Below are 19,801 nucleotides of genomic sequence, written 5' to 3'. Positions count from 1 at the left end.
CGGAGACAATGCCGGTGTCCGCGCACGAACTATTTGTTACTGACCCGGATCAGCTGGCTCAGCTGGAACTGGCGATCGATGACGCAGGTGTGCCTCAGCAACCGGTGGTGATAGTCGATGGCGACCGCTTCATCGGCGCGCAATCCGAGCCGATCGCCGATCTGCTACGGCGGACGTTACCGGTAACCGTGCTGGTTGGGACGGACTCTGCGTTGCCCGATGCGCTGGTCCGAGCAGCGGATTTGGTCATCGCCCGTCCTGGCGTCTGCAAGGCGGCCATCGACGCTGAAGATCCTCGGGCGCAGGCAATGTATTTCGCGGGTAAGGTATCGGCCTCGCCACGTGCCTCCCTCACCCTCAGCTGGTTGCTCAGGGGCAGTGAACGACTCGACGTCTCGTCAGCGCTCGCGGCTGAATCGGCTGCGTACTCGATGTTGCTGAGCAGCGCCGACTTCTTGAGCTGGTTAGCGGCACGACCGCAGCGCCGGCCCCCAGATGGCGGTGAGCGCGTTCGGGTCGGGCGTGCGGGCGACGTCCTGACGATCACTCTCGCGCGCTCCCGACGGCGCAACGCGGTCGATACCTATATGCGACATGCGTTGTTGGAAGCGTTGCGGATCGCCGAACTCGACGACCAGCTGTCGATCGAGATCGATGCTGAAGGTCCGTCCTTTTCAGCCGGGGGTGATCTAGATGAGTTCGGGACGGCATCTGACCCCGCGGTCGCGCATCTCATTCGGGTTTCTGCCAGTGTCGGGCAGCTGATCCATGACCTTCGCGAGCGGGTGCAGGTACGTGTGCACGGGGCTTGTATCGGCGCCGGAATTGAGCTGCCGGCCTTCGCAGGTCGGGTGGTCGCCGCGCCCGACGCGGTCTTCGGACTGCCCGAGGTCGAGATGGGTCTGATACCCGGCGCAGGGGGAACGGTGAGTATTCCTCGACGGATCGGACGTGGCCGCACACTGTGGATGGCAGTCACCGGCGAACATGTAGACGCGGTAACGGCATTACGGTGGGGGCTGATCGATGCCCTCAGCTGAGGCCAGTTCGTGGCTGTTGCGCAACGTCGAGATCGACGGCGCCCGCCAGGACTGCCGCCTGAGCTCAGGCACGATCACTGAACTCGGTCATCTTCAGCCCGCCAACCAAGCAGAAACGGTACTCGACGGGCGCGGAGGCGCCCTCCTTCCAGGGCTGGCAGACCACCACGTACACCTGTTCGCGACCGCCGCAACGTCGAACTCCCTGGACCTGCAAGGGCGGCTGTCGATGGACGCTGTGATGGTTCCAGAAGGTAGCGGTTGGCTGCGCATTACCGGGGTAGGGACCGAACTCAATCGGACGGATCTCGACGCTTGGCTGGGTACACGGCCCGTGCGCGCGCAGCACCGCAGCGGGGCGCTGTGGACTTTGAACACTGCTGCTGTCGAACTGGTCGGCGGTGAGCTCACCGAGGCCGAGCGGCGGTCAGGCCAGCTCTGGCGCGCAGACACCCGGCTTCGGAGGGTGCTGGCTGAGGCCGGCCAATCCGACACTCCGCAATTGGCAGACCTCGGCCGCGAGCTTGCGAGCCTGGGGATAACCCACGTGACGGACGCAACCGCCGATCTTGACCGCGCTGGCCTGCAATTGCTCGATGCAGAGCTTCCGCAGCGACTGCTGTCGCTGGCAGAAGTGGGCTCGGGTCCGCGCAAGATAATCATCGCCGACAGCGGCCTACCAGACCTGACCAGCCTCAGCGAGACGATCCGAGTCAGTCACGAGCGTGGTCGACCGGTCGCAATCCATGCGGTTAGCGCTGTTGGATTGGCGATAACGATTGCTGCGCTGTCGTCAGCGGGAACCATCGTTGGTGACCGAGTCGAGCACGCGGCGGTATGCGATGACTCCGCGGCAGACGCACTTGCATCGCTAGGTGTGACAGTCGTGACTCAGCCGACGATCTTCGCCCGTCATGGCGTCCGATTCACCCAAGAGAGCCCAGCGTACGAGCGGCCATTCCTCTGGCGTTATCGCAGCTTGCTGCGAGCCGGTGTACCAGTGGCTGTGAGCAGCGATGCGCCGTACGGCGACGTGAACCCGTGGCGAACGATCTCGGCCGCCGCGACCCGTCCTGACGAGGCCGTCGAGGCGCGCATCGCGTTGTCGAGCATGCTGAGCGCACCGAGGGACCCTGCGGGCCCCGCCCGTCGGGTAGCGCCCGGCGAGGCCGCGGATTTGTGCTTGCTGAAGCTACCGCTGGCGGTCACGCTAAATGCTGTCGATCGCCTGGCCAATAGCGCGGTACGTGCGACGTTTGTTGCCGGCAGGTTGGTCTTCCTGAGCCCCGACAGCGATAGCCCAGACAGCGACAGCCCAGACAGCGACAGCCCAGACAGCGACAGCCCAGACAGCTCGCCGTAGCCTGTCTTCGACGGTTACTAACTTGCCTTGGGCGCCGGACGTTCCCAGAATGTCTTGAGCTGAACCGCGGCCCCAGCGAGGCCTAGACCTGCGGCGATGGCGGCACCACGGCCGCCGGACAGCTTCTTCTCGAGACCCAAGAGACCGTCCAGGCTGTACTTGCCGCCGCCCAGGGCGCCGACGGCAACGGAGGCAGCGCTGAGGGCGGCCACGTACTCGACGCCCTCGCTCGTGATGAAGAAACCGTTCGGGCGGTGGACCGTGTGGGCCGCCACGGCCATCGTGCCGACGATCGCGGCCGCGGCCAGCGGGGTTGCCGCTCCGACGATCAACGCGCTACCGGCAGCGACTTCAACACCGGCGCTCATCTTGGCCTGCAAGTCCGGCTGTTTGAACCCGATCGACTCGAACCAGCGACCGGTGCCCTCGAGCGAGCGGCCATGTTTGACACCGTGCGCGATCAGCGTGCCGCCGATGGACAGCCGAAGCAGAAGTCGTGCGATCTCGGATCCTGATATAGAAGCCATTCTCGGAGATTACCTCTCATGGTTCGGGCGCTCACCTTCGCGTTCGGCATTTGGTCGCGAGGCCGCAGCTTCGATGCGCAGCACGATCGCCTTCGAGGTCGGCGTGCCGCTGCGGTCGGCCTGACTGTCCAGGGGCACCAAGCCGTTGGCTTCTGGGAAGTAGGCCGCGGCACACCCACGCGCGATCGGAAACGAAACGATCCGAAAGTCGTCGACATGACGGTCGACGCCGTCTGACCATTCCGAATGCAGATCGACCTGCTCGCCATCGGCGAATCCGAGTTCGGCCAGATCAGCGCTGTTGACGAACACGACGCGACGCCCACGGTGGATGCCGCGGTAGCGGTCGTCGAGGCCGTAAATTGTCGTGTTGTACTGATCGTGGGACCGCACGGTCTGTAGCAGCAGCCGTCCCGCCGCGACCTTTGGCCACTCGAGTTCGTTGACTGTCAGCTCGCAAAGGCCGCTCTGAGTGGGAAACGTTCGCGAATCCCGTGGTCCGTGCGGCAGGACGAAGCCGCCCTTCTGGCGCACCCGTACGTTGTAGTCGTCGCATCCCGGTACCGTCCGCGAGATGTGGTCTCGGATCACGTCATAGTCATCGATCATCGCCAGCCAGTCGATCGGTTTGGACGAGCCAAGGGTCCGGTGTGCGACCTCGCAGACGATGGCGACCTCGCTGAGCAGCGAATCTGATGCCGGCGGCAGCGGCCCGTGCGAAGCATGGACGGCGCACACGGTGTCTTCCACGCTGACAAACTGTGCGCCGCTGGCCTGGACATCGACCTCGGTCCGGCCCAATGTCGGCAGAATCAGGGCCTGTTCACCACACACCGCGTGTGAGTGATTCAGCTTCGTAGAAACCTGAACAGTCAGTCTGGTTCGGCGCAATGCTGCGTCTGTGACCTCACTGTCGGAGGCGGCAGCAGCGAAGTTGCCGCCGACGGCGAAGAACACTTTCGCCCGCCCGTCGCGCATGGCGCGAATCGAATCGACCACATCATGACCGTCCTCGCGTGGCATCGGAAAGCCGAATTCACGCTCGAGGGCATCGAGAAAGTCTGGTCGGGGCCTTTCCCAAATGCCCATCGTCCGATCGCCTTGCACGTTCGAGTGGCCTCGGATCGGTGCCACTCCCGCGCCGGGACGCCCGAAGTTCCCCTTCAGAGCTTGAAGATTCACGATCTCCCGGATGGTGGCGACCGCGCCCTTGTGCTGAGTGAGTCCCATCGCCCAGCAGATGATGGTCCGCGTCGAGGCGATGTAACGGGCTGCGAGCTCATCGATCTCAGTCGCGTCCAGGCCGGTTGCTTCGGCGACAGCTTCGTCATCGAGGGCGTTCAGATGGGCAACGAGCTCGGTAAAGCCGTTTGTCTTGGTATCGATGAAATGTTGGTCGAGCACCTTTCCCGGGTTGGCTGATTCGGCGGCCAGCACGCGTCGCGAGAGCGCCTGTAGCAACGCCATGTCTCCGCCGAGGCGGACATGCAGGAATTGGTCCGCGAGCTGTGTACCTCGGCCGGCAAGCCCACGCACGTCCTGCGGATTCTTGAATCTCATCAGCCCAGCCTCAGGGAGCGGATTCACTGCGACAATGCTCGCGCCGTTCTTCTTTGCTTCCTCGAGGGCGGTAAGCATTCGAGGATGATTGGTCCCGGGATTCTGTCCCATGATGATGATGAGGTCAGACTTCTCGAAGTCCGAGTAGCTGACGCTGGCCTTTCCGATGCCGATCGTCTCTGCCAGAGCCACGCTCGTCGACTCGTGACACATGTTCGAGCAATCCGGGAGGTTGTTGGTCCCGAAGGAGCGCGCGAACAGCTGGTAGGCATACGCGGCCTCGTTGCTGGTTCTGCCGGAGGTATAGAACAAGGCCTCATTGGGATCGGCCAGAGCCTTGAGTTCGGCGGCAACGATGTCGAAGGCTCGAGCCCATTCGATCGGCTCGTAATGGTCGCTGCCAGCCGCTTTGTACACCGGCTCGACGAGTCGACCTTGCTGACCGAGCCAATATTCTGAGCGCTGGGCTAGATCAGTCACTGAGTGCTGAGCCCAGAACCCCGGCTCAACGCGCTTGCGGTCCGCTTCCCAGGCAACAGCCTTCGCTCCGTTCTCGCAGAATTCGGCGACCTTGCGCTTGGGCGGGTCAGGCCAGGCGCACGACATACAGTCGAAGCCGTTGAGTTGATTCAGCTTTGCAAGCGTGCGCGCGGTGCGGACTGGCCCCGCTTCGGTCAATGCGTGTTGTAGCGAGTGGTAAACCCCCGGCAGCCCGGCCGCCCATTGCTTCGGAGCGGTGACTTCAAGTTCGTGATCGTCGAAGTCCTCATCCGGGGCGGATCGTTCTGGCACTGTTCTGCTCCCAAGCTCGGCGACGGCCGCGGTCGGCAGACAGGCACTGATCGTGCACGGCAAGGCCGCCGATTTCGCGCGTACACCTACCAATATGCACGAAAATTGCGACCCTGGTGGCAGTGCTCAGGAGTGTGGCAGTGCTCAGGAGTGTCGCAGCGCTCAGGAGTGTCATCGCCATCGCCGCCGAACGTCTGCGGCCATCCAGCGCAGGAATCCCAGCAGAGCCAGGCAGGCACCGAATAGAGCAGCGCCGTCCCAGCCGAATCGCTGGTAGAGCAACCCCGAGATTGCCGAGGCGATCGCGCCGCCGAAAAACACCGTACCCATGAAGACCGTGTTGATCCGCGCCCGAGCGTCGGGACGAAGCTGGTAGATCTCACGTTGGCTCAAGACCTGATGCGACTGCACCGCAAGGTCGAGCAGCACGGCGCCGATGGCCAGCACGATGATGCTGCGGGCTCCCACCGCCGTCACGACGAGAGCCAGTGCTGCCAGCAGCAAGACCGAACCGGTGCCTATCTGGCCATGTCCGCGATCGCCGATCTTGCCGGCGATCGGTGCGGCCACCGCGCCCGCCGCTCCGACTAGGGCAAAGACGGCAATCCCAGTCTGTGAAAATCCGTGTTCGGAGATCAGCTCGTAGGTGATGGAAGTCCAGAAGCTGGAAAACGCTCCGAACATCAGAGCCTGGCCGAGAGCTCGTCGACGCAGGATCGGTTCGGCTTTTGCGATGTGGATGACTGAGGTCAGCAGAGCCCGATAGCCAGCGGTATGTTCCGGGCGCCGAGTTGGGAGCAAGAGCCACAGCGCCAAGGCGGTGCACAACATCAGCCCGGCGGAGATGAAGTACACGCTCCGCCAGCCCCAGGCCTCGGCAAGCAGGCTGGACACCGTGCGGGCCAGCAGGATCCCGATCAGCAGGCCACTCATGACGCGGCCGACGAAGTGCCCGCGCTCGGCCTCGGGCGCCAGGTGCGCTGCCAGCGGGATGAGGATCTGGGCGACTACCGAGGTCACGCCTATGAGGACGGACAGGACAAGAAAGGTGCTGAGATTGGGGGCAAACGCTGCCAGGGCAAGCACGGCTGCCGTAACGACCAGCGTTCGAGAGGTGAGCGCTCGATTCTCGATAAGGTCGCCGAGTGGCAGGACGAACACTAGGCCGACGGCATAGCCGAGCTGGGTCGCCGTAACCACAATCGCCGCACTCGCTCGGCTGGTGTGAAATGAGTTGGCGAGCAGATCGAGCAACGGTTGCGAATAGTAGATGTTCGCGACCGTGAGTCCACACGCAATCGCGAGCACGATCGTGAGCACGCCCAAGCTACGGGTCGGGCGGGGGTCCGTTGCCATCACTGCCGGTTGCTGCACGCCACACTTCCGAAGAGTCGTTTTAGTCACTGTTTCAACAAGGATGGCGGAGGCTGACTTCCGGCCTGCAGAGTGTGGCGTGCGCTACTCGATCAACCACAGGGCGACGCAGGCAAGACTCAGCCCGGTGCCTGTCTTAGCGCACCGGGCTGAATGTGGTTTCTGGCGTGCTGGATTCAGCGAGCAGCCTTCTTGGCCGGAGCCTTCTTGGCCGGGGCCTTCTTGGCGGGAGCCTTGGCGGCTGCCTTCTTGGCAGGAGCCTTGGCGACAACCTTCTTGGCAGGAGCCTTGGCGGCAACCTTCTTGGCGGCAACCTTCTTGGCAGGAGCCTTCTTGGCCGGAGCCTTCGCTGCTGCGGTCTTGGCGGGGGCCTTGGCGGCTGCCTTCTTGGCCGGAGCCTTGGTGATCTTGCGCGCGCCACTGATGATGTCCTTGAACTCAGCACCGGCCCTGAAGGCGGGGACTGAGGTCTTCTTGACCCGAACGCGCTCGCCGGTGGCGGGGTTTCTGCCGATCCGGGCTGCTCGATCGCGCTTCTCGAACGCGCCGAAACCGGTGATCGTCAACTTCTCGCCCTTGACGACGGTTGCGTAGATCTCGTCGGTGATCGCGTCCAGGATGGCCGCGGTGGACTTGTGGTCAGCGTTCAGGCGCGCCGCTACGGCGTCGATGAACTGGGTCTTGTTCAAGCCAATCTCCTTCTATGGGCAGTGTTACTAACTGAAAGTGTGGCATTGATTGGTGTGAAAATCGAAATCGAACCATCAATCACGAGTGATTCGGTGAAAAGTCGACTCATCGGAGGCGGCCTCTGGGCCGTTCGGGCATGGCATTTTAGTGCCCCGGAAAGCAGCAAATGATTAACAATTGCAACGGAAACGCGTACGTAAGCCATCTGACGCCTAGCCTTGATTGGGCCCCCTGCAGGTCGTGCGAGCAAAATTGGTTCGACACGCCGAGCCGGCGGCAATCCGGTGCCTCGAAGCCACTTTGGGCACCCAGCGAAGGGTCCCTGGCGCTCGGAACGAGATTCTCGTTGGCCGCCATAACGTTCTGGAGTTTGGCTTGATCGGGGTCGACGGCACACGTGAGACGTTCGACCGACGCCGAAGCGTTTTTGGATGTCTCAGCCGCTCGAATCCAGCAGACCGGACTCGACAATCCGGTAGGCATCCCTCGGCGATGCTGCGATTTCGAGTGGGTTTCCGCTGGTTAACTCGATCGCACTCCAGACTAGAAAGTCACCTCGAACAGGCCATAACGGGTCGATCGGCACCGACGATACGAGCCGCACCACCAACCTGATCGGCTTTCTCCGTCCCACACCAAAGGTCAGGGTGCCGCCCTGGACTGTGCTCGTCGCATACTTCCAGCGGTCTGTGATTGCACCGTTCGCGTTCTCGGCGCGTAGGCCGCACACGAAGCCGTCTGATGGAATCTTCGAGCGACGGTTACCCGCAAGGACTTTGTCCAGCCAGGATCCCTCCGACGGCACGAACCATCGAGGTACGTTTCCCATGCTCATCGGATGGCACCCTTCTGCGTTGGCTGATCCGCTGCCCTGTCCGCGTTCACCGCGATCGCTTGCCATCCAACACGCAGTCACCGCAGGTGCCGGCACCAGGAACGCGATAGAACAGACAGCAACTTCGTCGCCTGGGCTGCCAGTTCTCGTCATCGATGTCAGGCACATCGGCTGCGTTCGCCAGCGGCTCAGTCTCGAGCAGACCCGCGGCGAGGGCGGCAGCGGCGCGGCGATCTTCTGGCCCCGGCTTGGGATCGATGAGCATGCTCGCACGAGCTGCGCCGCTGACGCCCGAGGCGACGTTTCCCCAGAGGATGATTTTGGAAAGCCGAAATTCGCGGCTGAACGTCGTCAGGATGGGCTCGATGAGATTCGAGATGGTGTGCGCCAGCAAATGATCGCGAACGGTTTTCGATGGCTGCTGCGGCGCAGAACGGTCGTCCCGAATGCCGCTAGAACTGCTGACCAGCAACGGCATGGCACCGCCATCGACGGCTTGCCACGACACATCATCGATGGTGAGAGACGGCGAGACGCCCGTCAGGAGCAGGCAACCGTAGCTTGGCGCGAAAAGCCTTGCCGAGAGGCCGAGAAAGACGATCGATGCGATGACACGATCTGGCAGCGCGGACTCGGGGAGGTCGAGGCGACTCATCATCAAGGTCTTCGCGCGGCGTACACGGTCGCGAGCGTGGGCGGGCTCAGATGCTAGCTCTCGCAGTGGAATCCACGGTGGTGCGACAGGACCCGCTGAAGGGACCGGGTTGCCCCGTTGACGGCTTGCCAGGTCGACCTCGAAGAACGGCCCGAGACGCGCCGCCACGGCGATGGCGGCCTCGACCTCGCTGCGATCGACCTGGACTGTCACGCCTTCATCGTCGTTCAGTCGCGCCCAGGGGGCAAACCTCGTGCATCGTCAGTGCTCACGAGAGGCTGAGCCCGATGAGTACGAGCACCGTGGTGAGTTCGATCAGCGCGCCGAAGACATCGCCGGTGATACCGCCAAGGTGATGGGTGACCTGTCGCCGGAACAGCCAACCGAGAACTAATGCCCCGATCTGGCTGACTATCCACGCCCACGGATTCGCGCCGATCGCCAGAGCTAGGAGCGCGCCGAGCGCGAGCACCGCGGCAGTGACCAGTCCTGCCGTGAGCCGGCTGACGGTTCCGGCCACAAGGGTCGCGAACCCGCTGCCGCGAGCGGCGGGAACGTTGCCAAGCGCGCCATGTACAGCTGCGAGGCGGCCGGTAGCGGCGGCAACCACCAGGGCAGTACAGATCCGCCACGGAGTCTCTCCGGTGGACACAGCGCTCAAGGCAGCGATGTCCAAGAGCAATACGAGGATCAGTGCGACAACTCCGAACGGGCCGATGTCGCTCTTCCGCATGATCTCCAGGGCCCGATCGCGAGGCGTCCGACTTGCCAAGCCATCGGCAGTGTCGGCCAACCCATCCAGGTGTAGCCCGCCACTGAGTATCGCCAACAGCGACACCGCCACGGTCGCGGCCAACAGCGAGGCTGCAGATGACCGATACAGCACCGCCGTGCCGGTCGCACCCGCCATGGCGGCAAGCAATGCGCCGACGAAGGGTAGCCAGCGCAACGTGGAGCCGGTTCTTGCCCTTTCGAGAACGGACGCATCGTCGGAATCGGTGGGAACAGGGACGATCGAAAACATCGAAATCGCCAGCAGGAGGCCGCCGAGCGGTGCCGAGCTTCGTTCGTCCCTCGCGATCATCTGAGCCTGCTGGGGATACCCGCGGTTACCTGCCACACTTCGTCCGCGGCTGCGGCCAAGCGCTGGTTGAGGTTGCCCAACTCGTCGCGAAACATTCGTCCCGCTGCCGATTCCGGGACGACTCCGCTGCCAACCTCGTCGCTAACAGCGACCACGTGACGCTCAGAACCTGCCCAGCTCGTAACGAATCGATCGACATCGGCCGCGACCATGGAGCGCCAGCCTGAGGAACCATCCCACGCAAGATGGGTATCCAACGATGCGGTCAGCCACGCGGTGACGCTGTCGATCAGCGCCGGAGGCGCTTTCTTGGCCTCGCAGATCCTCGCCACATCCTGGGACTCCGATGTCGTCCAGGTGGGAGGGCGACGGCGCTTATGTGCAGCGATGCGAGCTTGCCATTCGGTGTCATCTGGCATGAGCACGGCGGTGGCGACATATTCGACCAGAGGCTCGCCGCCGAGCAAGGTCTCAGCAAAGCTGGATTTGCCGGACCTGGAGCCGCCGAGGACGAGTATGCGCTTTGCCGACCGGACGGTTCGAGCAGTCGAGTCGCCGGTGAGGTCGCCCGCGACCGCGCCGACGACGATCACCGCAGGGTTATGCACACCTTGCGCGCTGGCATCGTGTGCCAGTTGGCTGAGGGTCGTACGTACCACTTTTTGGGACGGCGTACTGCCCTCTGAAATGCAGGCGACCGGGGTATCGTCGGCCAGCCCGCCGGCGCGTAACTCGCGACTGATCGGAGCGAGATTCGCGACTGCCATGAGCAGCACGAGCGTTGTGCCCGATCTCGCCAGCGCCCGCCAGTCGAGTCCACTTGCCGGGTCCAGCGGAGCCGCGTGACCGGAGACCACTGTGAAGCCGGGTGCGCCGCCGATGTGCGTCAGCGGGATGCCGGCAAGTGCTGGCACCGCGGTCGCACTCGTGACGCCGGGGACCACCTCGACCGGGATTCCAGCGGCCTGACAGGCTTGAACTTCCTCGATACCGCGCCCGAAGACATACGGGTCCCCGCCCTTGAGGCGCACGACGCTGCGGCCCGCGAGCGCATGGTCGATGAGGTACCTGTTGATTTGGTCCTGAGATACTGATGCCGCACCGGGCGATTTGGTCGCGTCGAGCACCAGGACCTCGGGTCGGAGTTCGGCGAGCAGCTCGCGAGGAGCGAGCCGGTCGACCACCACGACATCTGCTGCGAGCAGCAGTTCTCGGCCTCGAACGGTGATGAGGCCCGGATCACCCGGGCCGCCGCCGACGATGCTTACCCGACCGCTGCCCCCAGGACGGGAATTCACTGATGCTGTTCCTTGTCCACTACCCCGGCGCTGTCGAACGATGCCACCTCGCGAAGGACCCGCACCGCACTACGTACCAGAGGCAGAGCCAATGCCGCGCCACTGCCCTCACCGAGGCGAAGGTCCAGATCCACCAATGGGCGCAGCTTCAAGTGTCGCAAGGCGATCTCTGATCCCGGTTCGACCGATCGATGCCCGGCGATCATGGCGCAGACGGCCTGACCCGCGAGGGCCTGGGCACAGACCGCGGCAGCAGCAGCTATCACTCCGTCGAGAATGACCGGCACCCGCAATGCGGCGGCGCCGAGTATGAAGCCGGCAAGTGCGGCATGTTCGAGTCCGCCGACGGCACTGAGGACTCCGACCGGATCCGTGGCGTCCGGTTGGTGCAGGTCGAGTGCCCGGCGGATGACATCGATCTTCGTCAGCAGCGTCGCTTCATCGATACCGGTGCCGCGACCGGTTACGAGCGCCGCGTCGGAATCGGTGAACACCGCGATGAGCGCGGCAGAAGCGGTGGTGTTGGCGATGCCCATGTCACCGGTGATCAGGCATTGGGCACCGTCGGCAACGAGTCTCCGTGCCACCGAAATGCCGGTCACCAAGGCCTGCGTTGCCTCGCTGCGGGACATGGCCAATCCCTCGGTCATATCTCCGGTGCCGGATCGAATTTTCCGTGCCAGCAGCATCGGATGTGCATCCAGTTCGGCGGCCACCCCGATGTCGATGACAACCACTCTCGCGCGGACCTCAGCCGCGATCGCGTTGATTACGGCTCCACCGGCGAGGAAGTTGGCAACCATCTGACCAGTGACTTCTTGCGGCCACGGCGTCACGCCTTGCGCGTGAACGCCGTGATCTGCGGCGAAAACGGCGATGGCGGCAGACTCGGGCAATGGCGGCGGGCACACACCGGCCAGGCCGCTCAACTGGATAGACACCTCTTCAAGAACCCCGAGGGATCCCCGCGGCTTGGTCAGCGAATCCTGTCGCTGCCGCGCCGCGGCGCTGGCAACCGGGTCCGCACCGACGATTTCGGCAATTGTGTCCGATAACAACCTGGCAGCTGTTGATCGCAGGGACTCTTCATCGGTCATGACAACACCTCTCTGAGCGATTTTATGAATTTCGACGATGTGGCGAGGTCGCGGACCGCAATGCGCAGCCAGGTCCCGTCCAAGCCGGGGAAGGTGTCGCCGCGTCGGACCGCAAAGCCCTGTGTTCTCAGCTGTTCGCGTATGCCTGGTCGGCCCGCGACCTGGATGAGTACGAACGACGCGGTCTGCTCACCGTGGAGCCGCACTCCCGGTAACCGGCTGAGTTCGGTACAGAGGTAGTCCCGTTGGCTGGCAAGTTCGCCCGCCCACGCGACAGATTCTGCGACCGCGGTGGGCTCGCTGCAGGCCATGCATGCCTCGAGTGCCAGGCTGGAGACGGCCCAGAGCGGTTGTGCGTCCGCCAATCGCCTTAAGACCCACGGCTCGGCCAGTAGGTAGCCGGCGCGCAGGCCGGCGAGTCCCCAGGTCTTGGTCAAACTCCGGACGACAACCAGCCCGGGCAGATCACTTCGGTGCGCGAGGGATTCCGGCTCGCCAGGTATGCAATCAGCGAAGGCTTCATCGACCAGGACGATGCGCCCGGGACGGGTGAGCCCGGCAATCAACTGCGCTGGGTGTAGCACGGACGTCGGATTTGTGGGATTGCCGATCACAACCAGATCGGCGTCATCTGGAATCCGTGCGGGGTCGAGGGCAAACGGTGGCGCCAGAACACATCGTTCGACATCGTGTCCAGCTGCCCGCAGCGCGGCCTCCGGTTCGGTGAACTGCGGATGCACGACTATTGCACGGCTGGGCGAGAACGCTCGAGCCACCAGCACGAACGCTTCGGCCGCGCCCGCCGTCAACAGCACCTCGTCAGGGCTGCGCCGGTGCCGGTCGGCGACGGCTATCCGCGCTCGTGTCGGATCGGGGTACGCAGCAAGATCCACCTGCTGCAGTCGATCGCGCAGCCATGACGGCGGCATGTTCGCCCGGACATTCACGGCGAGGTCGACTAATCCGGCTCCGAGTTCGCGGTCACCGTGATGGCGCAGGTCGATACAGCCGGGCTCGGTCCGTTCTGATCCGGTGCTCATCGCGCGGTACGTTCCCCAGCCGGCAGTGCGGCTGCTGTGCCGATCGGAGCAGGCCCTGTGCGGATCGCTGCCGCCACGAAGCGATTCGCGATACCCGGCACTCCCGACCAATGCAGATGGAGGTACGAGGCATGCATGTTTCCGGCTACGAAGCCTTCAGGTTCCGCGTCGGGCCAACGCCAAGCGGGCCGCGCACCCGAGCGGGGGGTGCAGGTTGTCCGGTGAAACTCGTGGCCTCGGACGCGAGCGCCGGCAGGGGTAAGCACGGAATCGTTCAACGCAACCGCATCTCGGTAACCGAGGATGAGGCGCGGTCCCATCTCGCTCTCCGCGTCGAGCACACCGACCATCGGGTATTGATCGAGGGACCTGGTCAGGTAGAGCAAGCCGGCGCACTCAGCGGAAATGGGAACGTCACGCGCGATCAGCTCACGTACCTCGGCGCGCAGCGCAGTGTTCGCGGATAGGGCTTCGGCGTAGACCTCCGGGAACCCGCCGCCGATGATCAGGCCAGCGGTGCCTGGCGGCAGACGATCATGGTGGATCGGATCAAACGTTCTCACCTCAGCGCCCGCGGCCGTCAAGAGCTCGATCGTCTCCGTGTAACCGAATGTGAATGCGGGACCACCGGCAACCGCGATGACTGGGCGCACCTCAGGCTCAGCTGCTCGCGCTACGGAGTCTTCGGCCGAAGCTCCGACCGCTGGAAGCTCTGGTGCGCTCGAGGCGATTCGGATGACCGCTTCGAGGTCCACACCGCTTGCAACGACTGCGCCGAGGGCGGCGACCGTCTCGGTGGCCTCGACGGTCCGCTCGGCGACCGGAACCAGACCGAGATGCCTCGCGGGCGTGGCCAGCCGCTCCTGCCTATGCACGACCCCGACGACTGGAACGCCCACTTCATCCATTGCCGATCGCATGATTTGTTCATGACGTTCTGATCCGACCCGGTTAAGAATCACACCTGCAAGGCGGACGGTGGGGTCGAACGTCGCGAAGCCATGAACCAGAGCGGCGGCGGAACGCCCAACCGCGCTCGCGTCGACCACGAGCACAACTGGCGCCTGCAACAGGGTTGCAACGTGGGCTGTCGAGGCGAACGAGCCGTGCCCGACAGCGCCATCGAACAATCCCATGACACCTTCGATCACGGCAAGATCAGCCAGCTCCGGAGTGCTCGCGCCATGTACGAACATGGGGCGGATATTTTCTTCCCCAACGAGCCAAGGATCCAGATTCCGTCCGGGCCGGCCGGCCGCCAGTGCGTGATAACCGGGGTCGATGTAGTCCGGACCGACCTTGTGTCCGGACACGTTCAAGCCACGAAGGCGCAGTGCGGCCAAAAGGCCGGTGGCCACAGATGTCTTGCCCTGGCCACTACCCGCAGCTGCGATCACGACCCGGGGAATTCGGATCATCTCGGTCATCCGAGAGCGCCCGCTACCATTCGATGCCTCGCTGGCCCTTCTGGCCGGCATCCATCGGATGCTTGATCTTCGTCATCTCCACCACGAGATCCGCTGCATCCACGAGCGCGGGGGCGGCATCTCGCCCGGTGATGATGACGTGTTGCTGACCTGGACGAGCGGCCAACGTCTTCACTACCTCATCGACGTCTACCCAGCCCCATTTCATGGGATAGGTGAATTCATCCAGGACGTAACACCGATAGGTCTCGGCTGCGAGGTCGCGTTTGATCTGCTCCCAACCCTGGACGGCTGCCGCTGCGTGGTCCTCCTCGGGCCCGCGCTGGATCCACGACCAGCCCTCGCCCATCTTGTGCCAACTGACGGAACCACCCTCGCCGGTCTCGTCGTGAAGGCGTCCGAGAGCCCGAAACGCGGCTTCTTCTCCGACTTTCCACTTGGCGCTCTTGACGAACTGGAAGACACCGATGGACCAACCCTGGTTCCAGCAGCGGAGGGCGAGGCCGAAGGCTGCCGTGGACTTGCCCTTCATCGTGCCCGTGTGGACGATGGTGAGCGCGCGATTACGGCGCTGCCGAGTCGTAAGGCCGTCTTCGGGTACTGCTTCGGGGATTCCCTTTGGCATCAGGCTCTTCCTCCGAAGCGTTTCTGAGGCTTCATGCCGCGTTCTTCAGAACCCGGACAGCGTCGGCCAGCGTGCCTGCGGCGAGATCTGAGAGCTGTAGGCAATCACCCGCCAGGGATTCTGCAAGCGCTGCGGCCATGTTCAGTCGTACGGGACCGGATTCGCAGTCGATGACCACACTCGCAATCTGCTGCTCGGCCAGTAGCCGTGCTGCGGGCGCTGGATCCTGACCGGCCGTGTGGCGACCATCGGTGACGACAACCAGCAATGGACGGCGTAACGGATCGCGCATGCGCTCGACTCTCAACGTCTCGTGTGCCCGCAGTAGGCCCGCGGTCAGGGGAGTGCGACCGCCGGTTGGCAGGACCTCGAGCCGGGTTGCCGCCGCATCGACCGACGATGTGGGGGGCAGCAACAAGTCGGCGTCCTGGCCGCGAAAGGAGATGAGCCCGACCTTGTCGCGGCGCTGGTAGGCATCGAGCAACAGCGACAGCACTGCGCCTTTTACCGCGCTCATCCGTGATCTGGCTGCCATCGATCCGCTGGCGTCGACCACGAACAAGATCAGATTTCCCTCTCGGCCTTCCCGGACGGCCTCGCGAAGATCGTCTTTGCGGATCAGCAAGCCCGGTCCAGTACGTCCACGACGGCGCTGATGGGGTGCGGCCGCGATTATCGTGGCATTCAGGTGAATGTGCTTGACCGCCGCAATCGGCGGCTGGGCGCGCGTCGTGCGGCCGTGATCGGTCTCGGCGCGAGACCGGCGTCCCGCCGCACCGGCTCCCAGGCCCGGAACCTCTAATCTGCGTGCGCGAAACGGCGCTGACGGGGCGGCGACGCGCTCGCCCGATCCTGACGAGTTGTTCGGGCCGCGTTCGGTCGAGTCGGTGTCTGGGGTGTCCGGCCCCCCGCTGGGCGGAGCGTCGCTGTCGCTATCGGCCCGGTCGGTGGGCGCCGAGGTGGGATCGGGATCGGGATCAGGATCAGGTTCCGGAGGACGGGAATCGGCCAGCGCTTGCTCCAACTGATCTTGATCGAGACCTGGCGCATCGAAAGGGTTCCGTCTGCGGCGATGCGGCAAAGTCAACTGGGCGGCGATTCGTACGTCCTCTTCGGTGACCTCGCGCCTGCCCTGCCAGGCTGCATGCGCCGATGCGGCCCGCGCGGTGACGATGTCCGCTCGTAGCCCGTCGACGTTGAAGGATGCGCACACTGCGGTGATCTGCTGCAGCGCCTCGTCGGAGAGCTCTACCTCGGGTAACAGCCTTCTGGCCTCGACTATGCGGTCGCTGAGCTCGCGCTCGCTGTCGGCGAAGCGCTCGAGGAAGAGTGCTTGGTCTGCATCGAAGGCGAGCCGGCGCCGCACCACCTCGGCCCGCAGCGCGGGCTCTCGAGGCGCAGATACCTCGACGGTCAAACCGAAGCGGTCGAGCAGCTGCGGACGGAGTTCTCCCTCTTCGGGGTTCATCGTGCCCACCAGCAGAAAGCGGGAGGCGTGCCTTACCGAGACGCCTTCTCTTTCGACGTAGGACGTACCCAGAGCTGCCGCGTCCAACAACAGATCTACCAGATGATCGTGCAGCAGATTGACCTCATCGACGTAAAGGACGCCGCGGTGCGCGCCGGCCAGCAGGCCCGGCTCGAAAGACTTGACCCCGTCGGTTAGTGCCCGTTCGATATCGAGTGAGCCGACCAGGCGGTCCTCACTGGCACCTACGGGCAGCTCCACAAGCCGGGCCGGTCGGATCGCAACAGGTTGGTCTGGCGAATGCGGACCATCTGGGCAGGCAGGGTCGGGTTCGCCGGGATCGCATTGGAATCTGCAGCCCTCGACGATCGCGAGTCTGGGTAGCACGGTCGCCAGCGCGCGAACCGCGGTTGACTTCGCCGTTCCTTTTTCGCCCCGGACCAGGACACCCCCGATGGCGGGCGAAACTGCGTTGAGGATCAGCGACAGGCGCAGATCGTCCATGCCGACCACTGCTGTGAAGGGGAACTGCGACACGCGGTGAAACTCCTGACGAATGGAACGGCTCGGCTGGCTGATTGCGATCAGGACCGCTCAGCCGCGGGCAAACGTGAGCTGCGAGGCTGGTGCGGGCTTCACGCTACCCCTCGGAGGGTACGTGAATGCTCTTCATGAGGAGCCTCCTTCAGGGATTCTGCGTCCCTACTCGTCGGGCGTCGTCAAGGCGCAGTGTCTGACTCGGATGCCGACCGTGTCGACCGGATCCATTCACAGTGGCGCGACCGTGCTGGATTCTCACCAGCTTCCTATCGCCTTGACGCGGTCTTCACCCTAATGATCGCCAGCATCGTGAGTCAACGTGAGGTACCCGTCGCATGTGCGGCAGACTGCACCTGTGCCAGATCCCGTGGTCCCAGAGCCGCCACTCGAGCCGCCGCTCGAGCCGCCAGTCGAGCCGCCACTCGACGCTTCGCTCGAGCCGATCATCGTCGTCGGCATCGGCGCGGACGGTTGGAATGGCCTGGATGTCAGCGCGCGGTCTGCTTTGGCCAGCGCAAACGTCGTAGTCGGCGCCGCACGGCAGCTGGAGCTGCTACCGCCCGAAATCGTGGCCGAGCGGCGCGCCTGGCCCGCTCCGCTGCTTCCCGCCCTGCCAGCCTTGGTCGCTGAACGTGCAGCGAAGCGTTTGGTCGTGTTGGCGAGCGGCGACCCCCTTCTCTTTGGCATTGGTGGCACGCTCGTCCGTCATTTCGGCGCTGATGTGGTTCGGGTTTTGCCTCATGTGTCTTCGGTCTCATTGGCCTGCGCCCGACTTGGTTGGCCGGTCGAGGAGGCTGACGTATTCAGCGTCGTCGGGCGACCAACTGCCGCCCTCCAGGCAGCGTTCTACCCGAATCGTCGGGTGCTCGTCTTGTTGGAATCATCAGTGCAATGCACGGCAATCGCCGCCATGCTCGTCGGGCTGGGCTTTGGCTCGAGCACCCTCACGATGCTTGCCCAGCTAGGTGCTCCGGGTGAGGCGTCCTGCCGGACGACGGCGGCCGACTGGTCGCCCCAGGCCGACCATTCGCTGGCGATATTGGCGATCGAGCTCCGATTGGACAGTGGTGTCGTGCCGATCCCGCGAGGCCCGGGACTGCCGGACTCGACATTTGAGCATGACGGTCAGATCACCAAATCAGAGATCAGGGCTGTCACGTTGGCGGCGCTGGCACCCTTACCCGCGCAGCTCTTGTGGGACGTCGGTGCCGGCTCGGGCAGTGTTGGTATCGAATGGCTGCGTAGCTATCCCGACTGCCGTGCAATCTCAATCGAGCCTCGTCCGGACCGCGCCGCACGCGTGCGCAGGAATGCCGACGCACTCGGTGTTCCAGGCATTCAGATTGTCACTGGTAAGGCGCCGGGGGCGTTGGCAGGTCTAGCCGCGCCGGACGCCATCTTCGTTGGCGGGGCGGTCTCGGTGCCCGGTGTTCTCGAGGCATGCGTAGCCGCCCTGAGCCCAGGTGGACGGCTCGTCGCAAACGGTGTGACTCTGGAGACCGAAAGTGTTCTTGCTCGCTGGCACGCTGAACGAGGCGGCTCACTCGTCCGCATCGCTGTTCAGCGTGCTGAGCCGGTAGGGGACTTCAGGGGTTGGCGTCCAGCTATGCCGGTTACGCAATGGACGTGGCGCGCGTGACGGTCCATTTCATCGGTGCGGGTCCCGGAGCTCCGGATCTGATTACGCTGAGAGCTCAGGCGATTCTTTCTTCGGCCACGGTTTGTCTTTATGCGGGGAGCCTCGTTCCGCAAGCGGTTCTGGCCCACTGTCCGCCCGGTGCGGAGCTCATCGACACAGCAGGCATGACATTGGATGAGATCACTGCTGCGCTGGTGCAGTCGCACCGGCAAGGTCATGACGTCGCCAGGTTGTGCAGCGGTGACCCGTCAATTTTCAGCGCGATGGCTGAACAGATGCGACGCCTGGACGCTGAGGGCGTGCCGTACGACGTGGTACCGGGCGTGCCCGCATTCGCGGCTGCCGCGGCTGCTCTCAAGCGCGAGCTGACGGTGCCGGGGGTAAGCCAGACTGTCATCCTGACTCGAACCGCAGAGCGCGCGACGCCGATGCCTAGTGGTGAGCAGCTGCCCGCCCTCGGCGCGGCTCGGGCCACGTTGATTCTTCATCTTGCCGTACAGCGGATCGGCGTAGTCGTGTCCGAACTGATTCCGCACTACGGAACTGACTGCCCGGTTGCTGTCGTTGCCTACGCCAGCCGCGCCGACGAGGTCATCTTGCGCGGCACCCTGGCCGATATCGAGAGTCAGGTCAGAGCGAGTGGTGTCAAGCGAACCGCTGTCATCGTGGTGGGCAAGGTTCTCGCGGCCGCAGGCTTCCCAGACAGCTACCTCTATTCCGCTGGCCGGGAACGATCCGGTTCCTGAA

Annotated in this window: 17 protein-coding genes and 1 riboswitch; of the genes, 4 read left to right on the top strand and 13 right to left on the bottom strand. The window is 64.2% G+C overall.

Going from position 1 to position 19,801, the window contains the following annotated elements:
• Positions 1 to 14 precede the first annotated feature (14 nt).
• Together ACSMXN_RS14630 and ACSMXN_RS14625 are read left to right on the top strand one after the other, a co-directional pair.
• Complete coding sequence (locus tag ACSMXN_RS14630) at positions 15 to 1,040, top strand: enoyl-CoA hydratase/isomerase family protein (protein ID WP_196811158.1); 1,026 nt, start codon at positions 15 to 17, stop codon at positions 1,038 to 1,040.
• On the top strand, positions 1,027 to 2,403 hold the full coding sequence (locus ACSMXN_RS14625) for an amidohydrolase family protein (protein WP_022912210.1): 1,377 nt from the start codon (positions 1,027 to 1,029) through the stop codon (positions 2,401 to 2,403). Before ACSMXN_RS14630 ends, ACSMXN_RS14625 begins: the two co-directional genes overlap by 14 nt.
• A 17-nt stretch (positions 2,404 to 2,420) precedes the next feature.
• On the opposite strand, the gene ACSMXN_RS14620 is transcribed toward ACSMXN_RS14625, so the two are convergent.
• The 13 genes from ACSMXN_RS14620 to ACSMXN_RS14560 all read right to left on the bottom strand — a co-directional run bounded on the left by ACSMXN_RS14620 (position 2,421) and on the right by ACSMXN_RS14560 (position 17,379).
• The gene (locus ACSMXN_RS14620) at positions 2,421 to 2,930 is read right to left on the bottom strand and encodes a DoxX family protein (RefSeq protein ID WP_022912209.1); all 510 of its coding nucleotides are present in this window, start codon (positions 2,928 to 2,930) and stop codon (positions 2,421 to 2,423) included.
• 9 nt (positions 2,931 to 2,939) lie between these two features.
• Complete coding sequence (locus tag ACSMXN_RS14615) at positions 2,940 to 5,282, bottom strand: FdhF/YdeP family oxidoreductase (protein ID WP_051148790.1); 2,343 nt, start codon at positions 5,280 to 5,282, stop codon at positions 2,940 to 2,942.
• Positions 5,283 to 5,453: 171 nt separating this feature from the next.
• The gene (locus ACSMXN_RS14610; RefSeq protein WP_022912207.1) at positions 5,454 to 6,656 is read right to left on the bottom strand and encodes an MFS transporter; all 1,203 of its coding nucleotides are present in this window, start codon (positions 6,654 to 6,656) and stop codon (positions 5,454 to 5,456) included.
• Positions 6,657 to 6,832: 176 nt separating this feature from the next.
• Positions 6,833 to 7,345 (bottom strand): HU family DNA-binding protein, encoded by a 513-nt coding sequence (locus ACSMXN_RS14605; protein ID WP_022912206.1) that lies wholly within the window; start codon positions 7,343 to 7,345, stop codon positions 6,833 to 6,835.
• Between the two features lie 437 nt (positions 7,346 to 7,782).
• The gene (locus ACSMXN_RS14600; protein WP_155958275.1) at positions 7,783 to 8,181 is read right to left on the bottom strand and encodes a hypothetical protein; all 399 of its coding nucleotides are present in this window, start codon (positions 8,179 to 8,181) and stop codon (positions 7,783 to 7,785) included.
• 46 nt (positions 8,182 to 8,227) lie between these two features.
• Positions 8,228 to 9,049, bottom strand: coding sequence for a (2Fe-2S)-binding protein (locus ACSMXN_RS14595; RefSeq protein WP_455407593.1), 822 nt, complete (start codon positions 9,047 to 9,049; stop codon positions 8,228 to 8,230).
• Between the two features lie 55 nt (positions 9,050 to 9,104).
• Positions 9,105 to 9,920: an adenosylcobinamide-GDP ribazoletransferase gene (cobS, locus tag ACSMXN_RS14590; RefSeq protein ID WP_022912203.1), complete on the bottom strand. Its 816-nt coding sequence runs from the start codon at positions 9,918 to 9,920 to the stop codon at positions 9,105 to 9,107.
• A complete protein-coding gene (gene cobA, locus ACSMXN_RS14585) occupies positions 9,917 to 11,218 on the bottom strand; it encodes a uroporphyrinogen-III C-methyltransferase (protein ID WP_022912202.1) in 1,302 nt (433 codons plus the stop codon). Before cobA ends, cobS begins: the two co-directional genes overlap by 4 nt.
• Complete coding sequence (gene cobT, locus ACSMXN_RS14580) at positions 11,215 to 12,315, bottom strand: nicotinate-nucleotide--dimethylbenzimidazole phosphoribosyltransferase (RefSeq protein WP_022912201.1); 1,101 nt, start codon at positions 12,313 to 12,315, stop codon at positions 11,215 to 11,217. The genes cobA and cobT overlap by 4 nt, the downstream gene beginning before the upstream one ends.
• Positions 12,312 to 13,355, bottom strand: coding sequence for an Rv2231c family pyridoxal phosphate-dependent protein CobC (gene cobC, locus ACSMXN_RS14575; protein ID WP_022912200.1), 1,044 nt, complete (start codon positions 13,353 to 13,355; stop codon positions 12,312 to 12,314). Before cobC ends, cobT begins: the two co-directional genes overlap by 4 nt.
• Positions 13,352 to 14,773, bottom strand: a complete 1,422-nt coding sequence (locus tag ACSMXN_RS14570) for a cobyrinate a,c-diamide synthase (protein ID WP_081648989.1) — start codon at positions 14,771 to 14,773, stop codon at positions 13,352 to 13,354. Before ACSMXN_RS14570 ends, cobC begins: the two co-directional genes overlap by 4 nt.
• Before the next feature lie 22 nt (positions 14,774 to 14,795).
• Positions 14,796 to 15,407: a cob(I)yrinic acid a,c-diamide adenosyltransferase gene (gene cobO / locus ACSMXN_RS14565; protein ID WP_022912198.1), complete on the bottom strand. Its 612-nt coding sequence runs from the start codon at positions 15,405 to 15,407 to the stop codon at positions 14,796 to 14,798.
• Positions 15,408 to 15,438: 31 nt separating this feature from the next.
• On the bottom strand, positions 15,439 to 17,379 hold the full coding sequence (locus ACSMXN_RS14560) for a putative cobaltochelatase (RefSeq protein WP_051148789.1): 1,941 nt from the start codon (positions 17,377 to 17,379) through the stop codon (positions 15,439 to 15,441).
• Positions 17,380 to 17,581: 202 nt separating this feature from the next.
• Positions 17,582 to 17,707, bottom strand: a riboswitch (cobalamin riboswitch).
• 63 nt (positions 17,708 to 17,770) lie between these two features.
• Here ACSMXN_RS14560 and cbiE point away from each other — a divergent pair.
• Entirely contained in the window at positions 17,771 to 19,054 is a 1,284-nt protein-coding gene (gene cbiE, locus ACSMXN_RS14555) for a precorrin-6y C5,15-methyltransferase (decarboxylating) subunit CbiE (RefSeq protein ID WP_455407592.1), read from the top strand.
• On the top strand, positions 19,051 to 19,800 hold the full coding sequence (cobM, locus tag ACSMXN_RS14550) for a precorrin-4 C(11)-methyltransferase (RefSeq protein WP_027139156.1): 750 nt from the start codon (positions 19,051 to 19,053) through the stop codon (positions 19,798 to 19,800). The genes cbiE and cobM overlap by 4 nt, the downstream gene beginning before the upstream one ends.
• Position 19,801: the final 1 nt, after the last annotated feature.

The organism is Parajatrophihabitans canadensis (assembly GCF_053764775.1).
Note: the sequence above shows the minus strand (reverse complement) of the source record. Positions and strands in the feature narration are given on the sequence as shown.